General features: G+C 68.2%; 11 protein-coding genes. 1 reads left to right on the top strand and 10 read right to left on the bottom strand.

Annotated elements, in window-relative coordinates:
* Positions 1 to 133 precede the first annotated feature (133 nt).
* Positions 134 to 1,513, top strand: coding sequence for a DNRLRE domain-containing protein (locus AB0B86_RS21020; RefSeq protein WP_357404400.1), 1,380 nt, complete (start codon positions 134 to 136; stop codon positions 1,511 to 1,513).
* Positions 1,514 to 1,570: 57 nt separating this feature from the next.
* Here AB0B86_RS21020 and mmsB read toward each other — a convergent pair whose 3' ends face one another.
* The 10 genes from mmsB to AB0B86_RS20970 all read right to left on the bottom strand — a co-directional run bounded on the left by mmsB (position 1,571) and on the right by AB0B86_RS20970 (position 17,136).
* Positions 1,571 to 2,821, bottom strand: coding sequence for a multiple monosaccharide ABC transporter permease (gene mmsB / locus AB0B86_RS21015; protein WP_357404402.1), 1,251 nt, complete (start codon positions 2,819 to 2,821; stop codon positions 1,571 to 1,573).
* Positions 2,818 to 4,356: a multiple monosaccharide ABC transporter ATP-binding protein gene (mmsA, locus tag AB0B86_RS21010; RefSeq protein ID WP_357404404.1), complete on the bottom strand. Its 1,539-nt coding sequence runs from the start codon at positions 4,354 to 4,356 to the stop codon at positions 2,818 to 2,820. The genes mmsB and mmsA overlap by 4 nt, the downstream gene beginning before the upstream one ends.
* Before the next feature lie 80 nt (positions 4,357 to 4,436).
* The gene (gene chvE / locus AB0B86_RS21005; protein ID WP_357404406.1) at positions 4,437 to 5,579 is read right to left on the bottom strand and encodes a multiple monosaccharide ABC transporter substrate-binding protein; all 1,143 of its coding nucleotides are present in this window, start codon (positions 5,577 to 5,579) and stop codon (positions 4,437 to 4,439) included.
* A gap of 588 nt (positions 5,580 to 6,167) precedes the next feature.
* Positions 6,168 to 7,838 (bottom strand): ricin-type beta-trefoil lectin domain protein, encoded by a 1,671-nt coding sequence (locus tag AB0B86_RS21000; protein ID WP_357404408.1) that lies wholly within the window; start codon positions 7,836 to 7,838, stop codon positions 6,168 to 6,170.
* 307 nt (positions 7,839 to 8,145) lie between these two features.
* Positions 8,146 to 9,132, bottom strand: coding sequence for a LacI family DNA-binding transcriptional regulator (locus AB0B86_RS20995; protein ID WP_357404410.1), 987 nt, complete (start codon positions 9,130 to 9,132; stop codon positions 8,146 to 8,148).
* A 416-nt stretch (positions 9,133 to 9,548) separates the two neighbouring features.
* On the bottom strand, positions 9,549 to 11,672 hold the full coding sequence (locus AB0B86_RS20990; protein ID WP_357404412.1) for a family 43 glycosylhydrolase: 2,124 nt from the start codon (positions 11,670 to 11,672) through the stop codon (positions 9,549 to 9,551).
* A 340-nt stretch (positions 11,673 to 12,012) separates the two neighbouring features.
* Positions 12,013 to 13,515, bottom strand: coding sequence for an L-arabinose isomerase (gene araA / locus AB0B86_RS20985; protein ID WP_357404414.1), 1,503 nt, complete (start codon positions 13,513 to 13,515; stop codon positions 12,013 to 12,015).
* 26 nt (positions 13,516 to 13,541) lie between these two features.
* The gene (gene yjfF, locus AB0B86_RS20980; protein ID WP_357404416.1) at positions 13,542 to 14,531 is read right to left on the bottom strand and encodes a galactofuranose ABC transporter, permease protein YjfF; all 990 of its coding nucleotides are present in this window, start codon (positions 14,529 to 14,531) and stop codon (positions 13,542 to 13,544) included.
* Positions 14,528 to 15,598, bottom strand: coding sequence for an ABC transporter permease (locus AB0B86_RS20975; protein WP_357404418.1), 1,071 nt, complete (start codon positions 15,596 to 15,598; stop codon positions 14,528 to 14,530). Before AB0B86_RS20975 ends, yjfF begins: the two co-directional genes overlap by 4 nt.
* Positions 15,595 to 17,136: a sugar ABC transporter ATP-binding protein gene (locus AB0B86_RS20970; RefSeq protein ID WP_357404420.1), complete on the bottom strand. Its 1,542-nt coding sequence runs from the start codon at positions 17,134 to 17,136 to the stop codon at positions 15,595 to 15,597. The genes AB0B86_RS20975 and AB0B86_RS20970 overlap by 4 nt, the downstream gene beginning before the upstream one ends.
* Positions 17,137 to 17,253 lie beyond the last annotated feature (117 nt).

Below are 17,253 nucleotides of genomic sequence, written 5' to 3'. Positions count from 1 at the left end.
AGGTGCCGGTGAACGTGCCGCGAACATCGAGGTGTTCGCCTGCCGGGACGCGGTGTTCATCCGCCTGTTGCCCGCCGGCTCATCGACCTTCCTACATTCCTCTCGCTTCCCACCCGTAGCGAAGGAGTCCTGGATGGACATTCGATTCCCCCGTCCGACGATCACGACGGGAGCGGTGCTGGTGCTCGTCGCCGCGACCGCCGCCGTCGTGGTGACCGCCGCCGACGCGGCGTCGGCGGCGAGCGTGACGTTCACACCGGTCGCGGACACCTACGTCCAGAGCGACGCGACGTCCACCAACTACGGGACGTCCACGCAGATCGTGGCCGACAACTCTCCCGTACGCCGCTCGTTCCTGCGCTTCACAGTGAGCGGGGTCAGCGGGACGGTGACCGGCGCCAAGCTCCGACTGCGCACCATCAGCGGCAACAGCGGCAGCGATGCCGGTGGCACGTTCCGCCGGATGTCCAACACGACGTGGTCGGAGACCGGCACCACCTGGAACAACCAGCCGGCCATCGACGGGGCCACGCTCGGCACCCTCGGCGCGGTGAGTGGCAACACCTGGTACGAGGTCGACGTCACGGCCGCCGTCACCGGCAACGGGACGTACAGCTTCGGTGCCACCTCCGCCAGCGGCGACGGCGCCTACTACGACTCGCGCGAGAGCGGCGCGGACGCCCCGCAACTGGTGGTCACCACCGGAACCAGCACGCCGCCCACGTCCGGTGACCCGGTGTTCGTGGGGGCGGGCGACATCGCCGACTCCGGCTCCGGTGACAGCGCCACCGCGACGCTGCTCGACAGCATCCCCGGGACGGTCTTCACCACCGGCGACAACGTCTACGACAGCGGCACCGCGTCGCAGTTCAGCAGCTACTACGAGCCCACCTGGGGTCGGCACAAGTCGCGTACCCGCCCGTCGCCGGGCAACCACGACTACAACACGTCGGGCGCGACCGGTTACTACAACTACTTCGGTACGTCCGCCGGCCCGAGCGGACGTGGCTACTACTCGTTCGACCTCGGCAACTGGCACGTCGTGTCGCTGAACTCGAACATCAGCATGTCGGCCGGCTCCACCCAGGAGCAGTGGCTGCGGGCGGACCTGGCCGCCAGCGGCAAGCCGTGCACCATCGCCTACTGGCACCACCCGCTGTTCACGTCCAGCTCCAACCACGCGCCGTCGACATCCACGCGTCCGCTGTACCAGGCGCTCTACGACTACAACGCCGACGTCGTGGTGTGGGGACACAACCACGTGTACGAGCGCTTCGCGCCGATGAACCCGTCCGGTGGCGCCGACACCAGCCGGGGCATGCGCAGCTTCGTCGCCGGCATGGGCGGCGCGGGTCACTACAGCTTCGGCACCATCCAGCCCAACAGCGAGGCGCGCAACAGCTCCGCCTGGGGAGTCCTGAAGTTCACCCTGCACTCCGGCAGCTACGACTGGCAGTTCGTGCCGGTGGCCGGGCAGACCTACACCGACAGCGGCACCGGTACCTGCCACTGACGGACGCGTGCCCCCTGTCCGCGCGGCGGGCAGGGGGCACGTGCGTACCGTCGGACGTCAGCGGGCAGTGCCCGCCCGGCGCTTGTTGTAGACGTCGAAGGCGACAGCGACGAGCAGGACGAGGCCCTTCACCACCGACTGGGTCGACTGGTCGATGCCCATCAGCTGCATGCCGTTGCTCATCACCGCCATGATCAGACCACCGACCATCGCGCCCACCACGGTGCCCACCCCGCCGGTGACCGCCGCGCCGCCGATGAAGGCCGCGGCGATCGCGTCCAACTCGAACATGTTGCCGGCGGCAGGCTGAGCGCCGTTCGACCGCGAGGAGTAGATGACACCCGCCACCGCCGCCAGGAAGCCCATGTTCACGAACATCCAGAAGTTGACGGTGCGGACCTTCACCCCGGACAGCGCCGCCGCCGACAGGTTGCCGCCGATCGCGTACACCTGGCGACCGAAGACGGTACGCCGGGTGAGCAGGCCGTAGACCAGGACGAGAACCGCCAGGATGATCAGCACGATCGGCAGGCCGCGGGCGTGCGCCAACTGCCACGCGAAGTACATGATGACCGCGCCGACCAGCACGACCCGGGCGACGAACAGCGGGAACGACTCGACGGGCTGCTGGTAGCGGATGCGCGCCACACGGGTGCGGAAGCCACTCACCGCGTACCCGGCCACCGCGACGGCGCCGATCAGCAACGTGAAGGCGTCATAGCCCTGCCCGCCGAGCAGCCCGTTGAGGAAGCCCGCCGCGACCTTCTGGTACTCCGCCGGGAACGGCGACAGCGAGATGTTGTCGAGCACCCGGAGGGTGAGACCCCGGAACAGCAACATGCCGGCGAGCGTCACGATGAAGGCCGGAATGCCCGCGTACGCCACCCAGAAGCCGTGCCACGCGCCGACCGCGATGCCGACGGCGAGCGCGGCCAGGACGCCGATCCACCAGGGGTGACCCTGCTGGATCACCAGGACGGCGGAGACCGCTCCGGTAAGCGCGACGACCGATCCGACGGACAGGTCGATGTGCCCGCCGATGATCAGGATGACCATCCCGATCGCGAGCACCAGGATGTACGAGTACTGAAGGACGATGTTCGTGATGTTGCCGGGGCTCAGCAACACCCCGTCGGTCAGGATCGCGAAGAGCCCGACGATGACGACCAGCGCGACGTAGATCCCGCTCTGCCGCAGGTTGTTCAACACCAGCGCCCGCAGGTCGTTCGTGCCGCTGTGCAGAGCGGCGGCGGGTGTGTTGTCCGACGGTGTCGGGCTCTCCGTCGGAGGGGTCTTGATGCTGGTCACGCCACGAGCTCCTTGTCCTTGGTCATCAGCTCCATGAGGCTCTCCTGAGTTGCCTCGGCCACCGGCATCTCACCGGTGATCCGGCCGGCGGCGAGGGTGTAGATGCGGTCGCACATCCCGAGCAACTCCGGCAGCTCCGAGGAGATGACGATCACCGCCTTACCGGCGGCCACCAGCCGGTTGATGATCGTGTAGATCTCGTACTTGGCGCCGACGTCGATGCCCCGGGTGGGTTCGTCAAGGATCAGCACGTCCGGGTCGGTGAACAGCCACTTCGACAGCACGACCTTCTGCTGGTTGCCGCCGGAGAGCTTGCCGACGACCGCCATGACGCTCGTCGTCCGGATGTTCATCTCCCGCCGGCTCTCCTCGGCGACCTTGATCTCCTCATTGCCGTTCACCCAGCCGAGGCGGGACAGCCGGTCCAACGCGGCGGCGGAGACGTTGCGGCGGACGTCGTCGATGAGGTTGAGCCCGTACCGCTTGCGGTCCTCGGTGACGTAGGCGATGCCGTTGTCGATCGCCTCGGCGACGGTGCGCGCCTGCACCTCCTTGCCGCGTACGAAGATCCGGCCCCGGATGTCGCGCCCGTACGAGCGACCGAACACGCTCATCGCCAGCTCGGTGCGCCCCGCTCCCATCAGGCCCGCGATGCCGACGACCTCGCCGGCACGGACGGACAGGGCGACGTCCTCGACGACCATCCGGTCCTGCACCGGGTGCCGCACCGTCCAGTCCTCGATCCGCAGGACCTCCTCGCCGGGCGACGACTCGCGGTCGGGGTAGAAGCTGTCCAGGTCGCGCCCGACCATGCCCCGGATGATCCGCTGCTGGGTCACCTCGTCGGACTTCATGTCGAGGGTCTCCACCGCGCGCCCGTCCCGGATGACTGTGGTCGTGTCGGCGATCGCGGTGATCTCGTTGAGCTTGTGCGAGATCATGATGCAGGTGATGCCCTGGTCGCGCAGGGCCCGCAACAGGTCAAGCAGGTGCGCCGAGTCGATGTCGTTGAGCGCGGCCGTCGGCTCGTCCAGGATCAGCAGGCGCACCTTCTTCGACAGCGCCTTGGCGATCTCCACCAACTGCTGCTTGCCGACGCCGAGCTGGATGACCGGGGTGACGGGGTTCTCGTGCAGCCCGACGGACGCCAGCAGCTTGGCCGCTTCGGCGTTGGCCAGGTTCCAGTCGATCAGCCCGAGACGGCTGCGTCGCTCGCTGCCGAGGAAGATGTTCTCCGCGATCGACAGGTACGGCACCAGGGCGAGCTCCTGGTGGATGATGACGATGCCGTTGGCCTCGCTGTCCCGGATGCCCCGGAACTGCATCGGCTTGCCGTCGAAGAAGATCTCGCCATCGTAGGAACCGGAGGGGTAGACGCCGGACAGCACCTTCATCAGGGTGGACTTGCCGGCGCCGTTCTCACCACAGATGGCGTGGATCTCCCCGCGGCGCACTGCGAGGGTGACATCCTCCAGCGCGATCACGCCGGGGAAGGTCTTGGTGATGCGACGCATCTCGAGGATGGTGTCGTCCATTGTCACTGTCCTCCGTCAGGTCTGGACACGGTACGCCCAGACGTCGGGCCCGGCGGCGACCGCCGGGCCCGACGATTGGTTTACTTCTTGGCCTGACCGGCGGCGACCTCTTCCGCCGTCCAGTAGCCGGAGTCGATCAGCGCGGTCTTGATGTCGTCCTTGTAGACCGTCACGATCGGGAGCAGGTACGCCGGGACGACCTTGACACCGTTGTCGTACGTCTTGGTGTCGTTGGCCTGCGGCTCCTTCTTCTGCAGGAACGCCTCGGCCGCGTTCACGGCCTGGTCGGCCAGCAGGCGGGTGTCCTTGAAGACCGTGGAGCTCTGCACACCGTCGTTGATCAGCTTGATCGAGGCGATCTCGGCGTCCTGACCGGTCACCGGCGGGAGCTTCTTGGCGGCGGTGCCGTAGCCGGCGTTCTGCAGGGCGGTGATGATGCCCCGGGAGATGCCGTCGTACGGCGACAGCACGCCGTCGACCTTCGAGCCGTCGTTGTAGCTGGAGGTGAGCAGGTTCTCCATCCGCTTCTGCGCGGTCTCCTGCTGCCACCGCAGGGTGGCGACCTGCTCGGGGGTCGTCTGCTTCGACTTGACGACGAGCGTGCCGTTGTCGATGAACGGCTTCAGCGTGTCCATCGCGCCGTTGAAGAAGTACTGGGTGTTGTTGTCGTCGAGCGAGCCGGCGAAGAGTTCGATGTTGAACGGACCCTTGGCCGTGCCCTTCGAGCCGTCCTTGTTCAGCAGGCCGAGACCGACGAGCAGCCCGGTGCCCTGGGCGACGCCGACCTTGTAGTTGTCGAAGCTGACGTAGAAGTCGACGTTCTTGCTGCCGCGGATCAGCCGGTCGTAGGAGATGACCGGGATCTTCGCGTCGGCGGCGGCCTGCAGCTGGCTGCTGAGCGCGGTGCCGTCGATCGCGGCGATGACCAGGACGTCGGCGCCCTGAGTGATCATCTGGTCGACCTGCTGCGACTGGGTCGGGATGTCGTCGCCGGCGTACTGGAGGTCGACCTTGTAGCCCTTGGCCTCAAGCTTGGACTTCACGGCGTTGCCGTCGGCGATCCACCGCTCCGAGGTCTGGGTCGGCATCGACACACCGATGGTCAGGTCGCCAGGCTTGTCGGCGCTCTTGTCGTCGCCGCTGCCCGCGCCCCCGCCACTGCACGCTGCCATACTCAGCGTCAGCACCGCGCCGCCGAGAGCAACCAGGAATCTCCTGCGCACCGGCTTCTCCTCTCTGGATTCCCCCGTCGAGTGCCGGGGCCAAAACTGTCACCTTTCGGGGTAGTGTTAGCGCTCACATACGGCACGTCAACACCTGATCCGAAATACCGGTGTCACGGTCTCGTAACGGAGGCCTCCCGATGCATGGGGTCGTCGGCCGCAGTGGCTCCGACCTGGGATCACGGCATCGATCGGTGCCGGTGCGGAAGCCGCCGGGGAGACCGTCGCAGCCCACCACCGTCGGCCCGAGAGGCCACCACCGGGCCGCAGCCACCGTCGGCCCGAGAGGCCACCACCGGGCCGCAGCCACCGCCGGGCCGGGAGGCCACCACCGGGCCGCAGCCACCGCCGGGCCGGGAGGCCACCACCGGGCCGCAGCCACCGCCGGGCCGGGAGGCCAAGCCATCGGGCGGGCCCACCGGCCGCGCCACCAGGGCGTCACGCCACCGGGCCGAGCCACCACCGGCCGGGCAGCAGGGTCGGCTGACGCAGAGGTGCCCGCGGACGACGGGTGTCGTCCGCGGGCACCTGGCGGGCGGTCGGATCAGGCGGGCGGCCGCGACCTGGTCGGTCGACGGACCTGGTCGGTTATCGCCGCGTCCACCGTTGGTTCGCCGCCCCGGTGCAGGTCCAGAGGAGCACCGTGGTGCCGTTGGCCGTGCCGTTGTTGTTGACGTCGAGGCAGAGGCCGGACTGGTTGTTGCTGATCGTGCCGTTGGTGTTGATGGTCCACTGCTGGTTGGTTCCGCCGTTGCAGTCCCAGATCTGCGCCTTGGTGCCGGCCGTGGCGTTCAGCGGCGCGTCCAGGCACTTACCGAGCGACTGCAGGGTCTGACCGTTCGCGGTCCAGCGCTGGTTGGCGGCGCCGTTGCAGTCCCAGATCACCGGCTGGGTGCCGTTCGTGGTGTTGCTCGCCGGCACGTCGAGGCAGCGGCCTGAGGCGACACTGGCGAACGCGCCCGACGTGGTCGGCGGCGGGGTGGTCGGCGGCGGGGTCGTCGGCGGAGTCGTGCCGCCACCGCTGACCCGGTAGACCACAGTGCCGTGCGCCGGAACGCTGGCGCTGATCGTGCCGCTGCTGGAGGTGGTGGCACCGGACCACGCCTCGACCAGCGTGAACGAGCTGCCGGACTTGCCGACGGCGGCGGCCGTGGTGGAGATCGTCGTCGTCGAGCCACCCTGGTTGAACAGGGCGACTGCGACATCACCGTTTGCCAGTCGCTTGGCGAGCACCCGACGGGTGCCGTCGAAGGAGACCTGCGTCCCCTGCAGGCCGAGCGAGTCCTGGTTGATCGCGATCAGGTTGGCGTTCTTCAGGATGGTCTGCGTCGCGGAGTTCATGTTCCGGACGTCGTTGCCGGCGATCAGTGGAGACGCCATGATCGCCCACATCGCGAAGTGGCTGCGCATCTCCGTGTCGTTCATGCCGCCGCGGCCGATCTCCATCATGTCGGGATCGTTGAAGCCGCCGGGCCGCGCGTACGAGGCCAGCGGAACCGTCACGTTGATGATGTTCTGGATGCCCATCGGGTAACCGTTGGTCTGGCCGGTGTCCCACGCGTTGGTGATGTCCTCGGTGGTACGCCACATGTTCGCCACGTCGCCCCAGTTGCGCTGCGGGCCGGTCTTGGCGTGGATGCTGTTCGAGTTGATGCTGTAGACGATCGGGCGGCCGGTGGCGGCCAGCGCGTCACGCATCCGGGCGAAGGTGGTCACCTGGTCGTTGATGCTGCCCTCCGGCGAGCACCAGTCGTACTTGAGGAAGTCCACACCCCAGGCGGCGAACTGGCGGGCGTCCTGCGCCTCGTGCCCGCGGCTGCCGGTGGCACCGGGGTAAGAGTTGAAGTACTGCGCGCAGGTCTTGTCGACAGGCACCTGGTAGAGACCGAACTTCAGGCCCCGGGAGTGCAGGTAGTCGCCGAGCGCCTTCATCCCACTCGGGAACCGGCTCGGGTCGCCCTGGAGGTTGCCGGAGCTGTCCCGGTTCGGGTTGAACCAACAGTCGTCGACGACGACGTACTCGTAACCGAGGTCCCGCATCCCGCTGTTGACGATCGCATCCGCTGACTGCCGGATCAGGCCTTCGTTGATGTTGCAACCGAACGAGTTCCACGAATTCCAGCCCATGGGCGGAGTGCGTGCGACCCCGTTGTCAAGTGCCTGCGCCGCAGGGGCGCGGAGGCCGACCAGAGCGCCGGCGACCAGCACTCCGGCCGCTAGTACGCTCCCCCAGCGTCGACCTCGGGTGATGCGGTTCATCGAGCCTCCTTGTCGGTGGCGCCCGCCCGTGACTACGATCCGAGTGCTGGGCCGGAAGTGGGACGCCGATTCTTGTTAGCGTTAACAGAGACGCCCATCATGTTACGGTGAGATTTCACGAGGTTCAATAGCTCCCCGACAGTTGCATCGCTACTTGTCGATGAGGAAACGCCCAGTTCGATTGACCTACGTCTAACCGATCGTGACGGCGCGTATCGCGGCGAGGTGAGCACGGCACCGGGCACCCCCACCGGGCAGCGCCGGTCACGCTGGTGAACGCCGCGTCCGGCGGCCGTCGGCCCGACTGTCAGCGCTGCGGTGGCGCGACGCTCCCCCGGGCAACCAGGGCCGGGGCGATCGTCTGCCGCAAGGCCCCACCGGTGCCCGATTCGATCTGGGTCAGCAGCATCTGTAGGCTCGCCCGCGCCACCGCGTCGAAGTCGGGACGGACGGTGGTCAGCGGCGGGATGAAGTATGCCGCCTCCGGCACATCGTCGAAGCCGACCACGCTGATGTCGTGCGGCACCCGCCGGCCGAACTCGTGCAACGCCCGCAGCACGCCCAGCGCGAGATGGTCGTTGGCGGTGAAGACCGCGGTGACCTCCGGCATCCTCGCCAACATCTGCCCGCACCGGTAACCCGACGCGGCGGACCAGTCCCCCGGCATCAGCGGCGGCGGGTCCACCCCGGCCGTCAGCAGCGCCTCCCGCCAGCCGTCGATCCGGCCGACGCTGTCGAACCAGTCGAACGGCCCCGAGACGTGCCAGACGGTGCGGTGCCCCGCGTCGAGCAGGTGCTGGGTCGCCGCGCGGGCGCCCGCCACCTGGTCGACGGTCACCAACGGCACCGGCCGGCTCGGGTCGCCGTCGACAGTGACAAGCGGGACATCCTGCGGCAGTCGTTCCAGCGCCTCACCCGCCGACTCGACAGGTGCGATGACCACGATGCCGGCGACCCGGTGCGACAGGTGTCGCTCGACGGCGGCCGAGATGGAACGGTGGTCCAGGTTTCGCACGCTGCCGACGCTCACCGCGAAACCCTCTTCGGCGGCGGTCTGTTCCAACGCGGCCAGCATCGACGCCGGGCCGTAGAGCGTGGTGTTCTGTGCGACCACCCCAATGACCTGGGACCGGCCGGTCACCAGGGCACGAGCCGCGCCGTTGGGACGGTAGCCGAGTTCGGCGATCGCCGCCCGCACCCGAAGCCGGGTCTGCTCACGAACGTTGGGGTGCCCGTTGAGCACCCGCGACACCGTCTGATGGGAGACGCCGGCCAGACGAGCGACATCTGTCATCGCGGGACCGTGGACGGCCATTTCACTCTCCCCGCTACGTCTCCGGCCCGCGGCCCGTCGACGTCGACTGGAGCGGCCCGGCCCGATCCCCCTGGCTCAGCCACCACGCCGGTGCTGAATCCCAGGTGACCAGCGCTGAATCGCCGTCAGTCTACGCCAGCAACCGCTTCGAATACGCCACCGCGGTGGCCGGACTGTGGAACGTGCCGAAGCCGCACAACGCTTTTCCCACGCCCGGTATGCGGCCGACCGGCGTGCGGCCGCCGACTGCGCTGGCACGCAAACCTGCTCCACGCTCCTGGACAGAGCGTGGAGCAGGCCAACCGGGAGCCTGACGTGGTGGCGCCGACTGCGCGTGCCGGGCGGGCAGACGCTCGTCGACGCCACCTGTCAAACCGACAGCCGTGTGACGGGCGTCACGGCGTGGTCAGGTCGAATCGGCGGACCGTGACCGCGCCGCCGAGCGCCTGCGTTGCGTGGTTGAAGATGGCGAACCGGTAACCCATGAAGAACTGCCAGTTGTTCGCCAGGGTCAGGGCATTGCCGAACGAGGTGAAGTTGACCCCGTCCGTGCTGTACGAGAAGCGAGCCTGTCGGCCGGATCCCGGTCTGATGTCGGCGTTGGCGCGCAACCAGATCCGGCCACCGGAGACGGCGGTGCTGGCCACCTCGCTGCCGGTGCTCGTGGTGTTCCAACTGCCGTCCATCGTGAGCCCGTTCTGCATGACCAGACGGGTGGACCCGTTGTCCCGCCGGATCCCGATCCACGCTGACGAGTTGCGCAACACCGCCAGGCCGGTGCGGTCACCGTCGCGCATCGTGGAGTAGTCCAACTCGATGGTGGCCGTCGAGGTGGGGCCCTGGATCCGGTGGGTGAGCGTGTTGCGCGCCTTGTACAGGTCGCCGGTGACGGTGGCGGTCTGCAGGTTCAGCCCGTTGTTCACCGACCACTTGCTGTTGTCGGGGTTGTGGTTCCACTCCCACTGCGGTCCTAGGGTGGTGCCGGCGAACGTGTCGGTGCCGGTGAGCGGCTTGACCGCTCGCGGCGGCGCGGGCAGGTTCGGCTTCGGGTACGTGGTGCCCCACGTGCCGTTGACCGTCTGCAGCACGGGCCAGCCGTCGCCGGTCCAGGTGATCGGGGCCATCGCCGGCATCCGACCGCCGGGGTACGCGTCGACGAAGGACATGTAGTACCAGTCGCCGTTCTGGGTCTGCACCAGCCCACCCTGGTGCGGCACGCCGCCACCGGAGATCGGGCCGGGCAGGTTGAGCAGCACCTGCCGCTGCTCGTACGGGCCGAACGGGCCGTTCGTCGACTTCAGCACGTACTGGCCGTTGGCCGGGCGGGTGAGCCAGATGTAGTAGGCGCCGTTGCGCTTGTAGAAGCGCGCACCCTCAAGCGTCCCGATGCTGGACGGCGTCTGGTACACCTGCTGGGCGCGGACCTGGGACTTCCCGTCGGCGGACAGCTGCGCGACGCTGATCGTGCCGTTGCCGTACGCCACGTACATGGTGTCGTTGTCGTCGATCAGCATCCCGGCGTCGTAGTAGCAGTTGGGGATGGTGGTGTGCTTGCTCCAGGTGCCGTCGACGGCGGACGCGGTGTAGATGTGGGTCTGCGCGAAGTCGATGCAGCCGGCCCAGTAGTACGTCCTGTTGCTCGGGCGGTAGTTCAACGTCGACGCCCAGATCCCGTCGACGTACGCGTTGCCGCCGCTCATGTCGTACTTCGAACCGAAGTCGAGCCGGGGCACGGAGTGCCCGGCGTACTCCCAGTTCACCAGGTCGTACGAGCGCAGTACCGGCGCACCCGGTGAGTAGTGCATGGTGGAGGCCGACATGTAGTAGGCGTTGTCCACCCGGATGATGTCGACGTCGGCGAAGTCCTGCCAGACCACCGGGTTCGTGTACGTGCCGTTCGACGGCGGTGGCGTGGTGGTGGGGGGCGGCGTGGTGGGGTTGCTGCCACCATCGACGCGGACCAGTTGCCACTGCTGGTTGGTGCCGTTCCAGTCGTCGTACTGGACGATGTTGCCGCCGTCGGCGGTCGAGGCGCTCTGCACCTCCATCACCTTGTTGCTGTTGCGGTTGGTCAGCCGGACGTAGCCGCTGTCCGAGTCGGTCAACCGGAACTGCTGGTTGGTGCTGTTGTTGTCGGTCCACTGCACGATCGCCCCGCCGTTGGCGGTGGAGAAGCCGGAGACGTCGAGCACCTTGCCCGACAACCTCGACTTGAGCCGGTAGTAGCCGCCGCCGGAGTCGACGAACTGCCACTGCTGCTGGTTGCCGTTGTTGCGCGTCCACTGGGTGATCCGGGCGCCGTCATTCGTGGCCAGGTTGTAGACGTCCACCGCCTTGCCACTGTTGCGGTTCACCAACACGTACCAGGCGCTGGTGTCGACAGTTGCCGCTGACGCGGGCGCCGCGGCCACCGCCGCGGCCGCGCCACCGACCACAAGCACCATAGCGGCGACGGCGAGTCTCGACAGCCACCCGCGCCGTCGTGGCGCACCCCGGGGAACCCGACCGATGGAAAGCATGATCCTCCTCTGCTGACGCGAACCGTGCGGTCTGGGCCGGCGTCCGCGGCACCGGGCGGGGCACCGAGCTGGCCAGGCCCGGCCATGTGATCGCTAACACCGATCGCCCGACCGTCGCGGTGACGAGGTGCCGAAACCGCCGGGTAGGACGCGCACGCGGCCGGACCAGCCAACGACATCGACCATCTTGGCTATAGACTGTGAGCGATAACATGCTGTTAGTCAAGGCGTAACACAACCGCCTCGTGGCCCTGCTGGCGTAGACGCGAACGGGTGGCCCACCCCCGCCCGCAGGCAGGGATGGACCACCCGATGTGTCCGATCGCGGCGAGGGCGTCGCTCAGAAGCCGCGAGCCAGCCGGTAGTAGGCCTGGTTCCAGCGGAGCTCGTCGGCGAAGCGGCGGGGCTCCGTGTCGGCGTCGATGACGACCAGCTCGGTGCGACTCATCTCCGCCAGGTCGTGCAGCTCCTCCACCCCCACCGCCTGCGACAGCACTGTGTGGTGCGGGGCGCCTGCGGTGATCCACGCCTCGGCCGAGACCGGCAGGTCGGGGCGCGGACGCCAGACGGCACGGGCCACCGGCAACCGGCGCAACGGCTGCGGCGGGGCCACCACGTCGATCTCGTTGGCCACCAGCCGGAAACGCTCCCCCATGTCGGAGAGCCCGAGCACCACCGCCGGACCGGGTGCGGCGTCGAACACCAGCCGGACCGGGTCCTCCCGGCCACCGATGCTCAACGGGTGGATCTCCACGTTGGGCACGTCGGCGGCGATCGTCGGGCAGACCTCCAGCATGTGGGCGCCCAGCACCAACTCGTTGCCCGGCGTGAGGTCGTAGGTGTAGTCCTCCATGAACGACGTGCCGCCGTCCACGCCCACCGACATCGCCTTGAGCGTGTGCACCAGGACCGAGGTCTTCCAGTCGCCCTCGCCACCGAAGCCGTAGCCGTCGGCCATCAGCCGCTGCACCGCGATGCCCGGCAGCTGACGCAGGCCGCCGAGGTCCTCGAAGTTGGTGGTGAAGGCCCGGAACCCGCCCGCGTCCAGGAACGCGCGCATGCCCAACTCCAGGCGGGCCGCGTACCGCAGGGAGTCGTGCCGCTCGCCCCCGGACAGCAGGTCACCGACGATCCGGTAGGTGGCCTCGTACTCCTTGACCAGCTCGTTCACCTGCGCGTCGGTGACCTGGCCGACCACCTCGACCAGGTCGTTGACGCCGTAGGTGTTCACCGACACCCCGAACCGCAGCTCCGCCTCGACCTTGTCGCCCTCGGTCACCGCCACGTCGCGCATGTTGTCGCCGAAGCGGGCCAGCCGCAGCGACCGCATCGCCGACCAGCCGATCGCGGCGCGGGCCCACGCCCCGACCCGGGCCGACACCCGCGGGTCGCTGACGTGCCCGGCCACCGTCTTGCGGGCCACGCCGAGGCGGGTCTGGATGTACCCGAACTCACGGTCGCCGTGGGCGGCCTGGTTCAGGTTCATGAAGTCCATGTCGATGTCGTTCCACGGCAGCACGACGTTCGCCTGCGTGTGCAGGTGCAGCAGCGGCGTCTGCAACGCGTCCAGACCGGAAATCCACATCTTCGCCGGCGAGAAGGTGTGCATCCAGGCGATGACCCCGACGGCACCCTGGGCGGCGGCCTCCCGACAGACCTGCAGGATCTCACCGCTGTTGGTCAGGACGGGCTTCCAGACCACCCGGGCGGGAATCTGCGGCGAGTCGTCGAGCGCGGCCGCGATCTGGCGAGACTGCTCGGCGACCTGCCGGAGCGTCTCCTCGCCGTACATGCCTTGGCTGCCGGTGAGGAACCAGATCTCGGGTTCGGTGTGTGGTGCCATGGGGTTGCCTTCCGCGAGAGGAACTGTCACTTGTAACGGATTCCGATGAGGCGCTGGAGGAGGATGAACGCGAAGAGCAGGCCGCCGATCACGATCTTGGTCCACCAGGAGTTGAGGCTCCCATCGAAGGTGATGAGGGTCTGGATCACGCCCAGGACCAGCACGCCCAGCACCGTTCCGAAGACGTAACCCGCGCCCCCGGTGAGCACGGTGCCACCGATGACGACGGCGGCGATGACGTCGAGCTCCATGCCGACGGCGATCAGTGGCGCACCGGAGAGGGTGTAGAAGGACAGCAGGATCCCACCGATCGCGGAGCACAGGCCGCTGATCGTGTAGACGGCGATCCGGGTCCGCCCCACCGGCAGGCCCATCAGCAGGGCCGACTGGGGGTTGCCGCCGATGGCGTACACGTTGCGGCCCAGCCGGGTGTAGGCCAGCACGTACGCGGCGATGGCGAGCACGACGAACGCGATGAGCACGCTTATCGAGACGAAGTTGCCCCGGGGATCGCCGATGCGCTCCTGCGACATCCTGGTCCAGAACCCGTCGGTGATCGGAATGGACGAGCCGGAGATCAACGTGCACATGCCCCGGGCGAAGAACATCCCGGCGAGCGTGACGATGAACGGCTGGATCTCGAAGAAGTGGATGGCGCAGCCCATCAGCAGGCCGAGGGTCGGGCCGATGAGCAGGGCGATCACGAGCACCAGCGCCGCGGGCAGGCCCTCCTGCAGGAGCCAGGCCGACACCATCGCCGTCATCGCCACGACGGAACCGACCGACAGGTCGATGCCGCCGGTGAGGATCACGAAGGTCATCCCGATCGCGACCACGAGCAGGAAGCCGTTGTCGATGAAGACGTTGAAGATGACCTGCACGTTGGAGAACGCCGTGTACTGCGACACCCCGATGCCGTACATCACCAGCAGCAGGGCGAGCGTCGCCAGGACCGGGATCTGCTTCCTCGGCAGCCGGAACCGGTTACGACCGGCGGTAAGCGTTCCAGTGGTCATGCCGGCACCTGCTCCTTCGGCTTGTCGGCGATGGCGGCGGCCGGTGACGCGCTGCGCCTGCGGCGGGTGAACCGGGCCCGGAAGGCCGGTGCCTGGATGAGGCAGACGGCGATCACGACGACCGCCTTGAACAGCAGCGCGGTCTGCGGCGAGATGTCCATGGCGTACACCGTGGTGGTCAGGGTCTGGATGATCAGCGCACCGATGATGGTGCCGCTGAGGAAGAACCGACCGCCCGCGAGGGACGTGCCACCGATGACCACCGCGAGAATGGCGTCCAACTCCACCCAGAGGCCGGCGGCGTTACCGTCGGCACTGGAGACGTTCGCCGTCATCATGAACCCGGCGATCGCGGCGCACGCGGCGCTGATCACGTACACGAGGAAGATGACCCGGCCGGACCGGATGCCGGCGAGGCGACTCGCCACCGCGTTACCGCCCACCGACTCGACGATCATGCCGAGCGCGGTGCGGCGGGTGAACGCGGCCACGAGCAGGGCCGCGGCGAGGGCGATGAAGATGGCAAGCGGCAGGGTCAGCGCGTGACCCAGCCCGATCGCCCGGTACGGCTCGGAGTTGATGGTGATGATCTGGCCCTCGGTGATCAGCTGGGCGAGGCCCCGGCCGGCCACCATCAGGATCAGGGTGGCGATGATCGGCTGGATGCCGATCACGGCCACCAGCACGCCGTTCCAGGCGCCGAGCACGAGCGAGACGCCGAGCGCCAACGCGAGGGCGGTCAGCACCACGCCGAGGCTGTTCTGGTCGGGCTGCTTGCTGATGTACATGCAGGCGATCGCGCCGCTGATCGCGCAGAGTGAGCCGACCGACAGGTCGATGCCGCCGGTGGAGATGACAAGGGTCATCCCCAGCGCGACAAGGATCAACGGTGCGCTCAGCCGCAGGATGTCGATCGGCGTGCCGTACAGGTGCCCGTCCTTCAGCTCGATGGACAGGAACCCGGGCCGGTAGATCGTGTTCGCGGCGAGCATCACGATCAGCACGGCGGCGGGCCAGAACAGCCGGTGACCGGTGACCGTCCGGTAGCGGCTCATTGTGTCGTTCATCGGTCTGCCTCCTCGCGGTGGGATCCACTCGCGATGGTCTGCATGATGCGGTCGGCGTCGAGGCTGTCGTCGTTCGCGAGCTGCGCGACCATCTGCCGGTCCCGCATCACCGCCACCTTGTGACTGAGCCGCAGCACCTCCTCCAACTCGGCGGAGATGAACAGCACCGCCATGCCACCGTCGGAGAGCTGCGTCACGAGTTTCTGGATCTCGGTCTTCGCGCCGATGTCGATGCCCCGGGTCGGCTCGTCGAGGATCAACAGTCGAGGCTCGGTAATCAACCACCGGGCCAGGAGAACCTTCTGCTGGTTGCCACCGGAGAGGTTGCGGACCGGCACCTCCGGGTCCGCGGGCCGGATGTTGAGCGCCTTGACGTACTTGTCGACAAGCTCGTCCTGACGACGACGCGGAATGGGTCGCAGCCAGCCGCGGGCCGCCTGCATGGCGAGGATCATGTTCTCGCGGACCGACAGGTCGGCGACGATGCCTTCCGCCCGGCGGTTCTCCGAGCAGAAGCCGACGCCGTGGTCGATGGCCTGCGCGGGGGTCCGCAGGCTGCTGGACGTGCCGTCGATGGCCACCTGACCGCCGTCGGTTTTGTCGGCGCCGAACAACAACCGCGCGACTTCGGTACGCCCCGAGCCCAGCAGGCCGGCCAGGCCCACCACCTCGCCGGCGTGGATGGTGAGGCTGAACGGCTCGACCGCGCCCGAGCGACCGAAGTTCGACACCGCCACCAGGGGGGTGCCCTCCTCCAGCGCGGCCAGGTCCCGCCGGGAGTGCTCCTCGATGCCCTCGAGCACGTCGAGTTCCTTGCCGATCATCTTCTCGACGAGGGAGAGCTGGGGCAGCTCGGCGGTCAGGTACTCGCCGACGAGCCCACCGTTGCGCAGCACGGTGATGCGGTCCGCGATCTCGTAGACCTGGTCGAGGAAGTGCGTCACGAACAGGATCGCGATGCCCTCGTCGCGCAGTTGCCGCATGATGCGGAACAACTGCGCCACCTCGCCGGCGTCGAGGCTGGACGTCGGCTCGTCCAGGATCAGCACCCGGGCCTTGATGTCGATCGCGCGGGCGATGGCGACCATCTGCTGGATCGCCAGCGAGTACGAGCCGAGCGGCGCGCTGACGTCGAGGTCGAGGTCGAGGCGGGCCAACAGGGCCCGGGCGCGCCGGCGCACCTCACCCCAGCGGACGGCGCCCAGCAGCCGGGGCTCCCGGCCGATGAAGATGTTCTCCGCCACCGAGAGGTTGGTGCAGAGGTTGACCTCCTGGAACACGGTGCTCACGCCGGCCGCGGTCGCCTGCATCGGCCCGCTGAAGGACACCGGCTCGCCGTCCAGCGTGACGGCGCCGTCGTCGGTGTCGTAGACGCCGGTCAGCACCTTGATGAGTGTCGACTTGCCGGCGCCGTTCTCGCCCATCAGGGCGTGCACCTCGCCGGGAAAAAGCCGGAAGTTGACGTCGTGGAGTGCGCGCACCCCGGGAAAGGACTTGCTGATCCCGGTCATCGTCAGGACCGGACGGCTATCCGTCATCCCATCAGACCTCTTCTGGGGGTTGTCGACGCGGAAGGGCCGCTGCGCTCCCACCGCGCCCGCCCGGCCGCCCCTGCGGGCGGCTCGGGCGGGCGTGGCGCGGGTCATCGCGGGTCA

The sequence above is a fragment of the Micromonospora sp. NPDC049047 genome (assembly GCF_040649135.1).
In the GTDB taxonomy this organism is placed as follows: domain Bacteria; phylum Actinomycetota; class Actinomycetes; order Mycobacteriales; family Micromonosporaceae; genus Micromonospora.
Note: the sequence above shows the minus strand (reverse complement) of the source record. Positions and strands in the feature narration are given on the sequence as shown.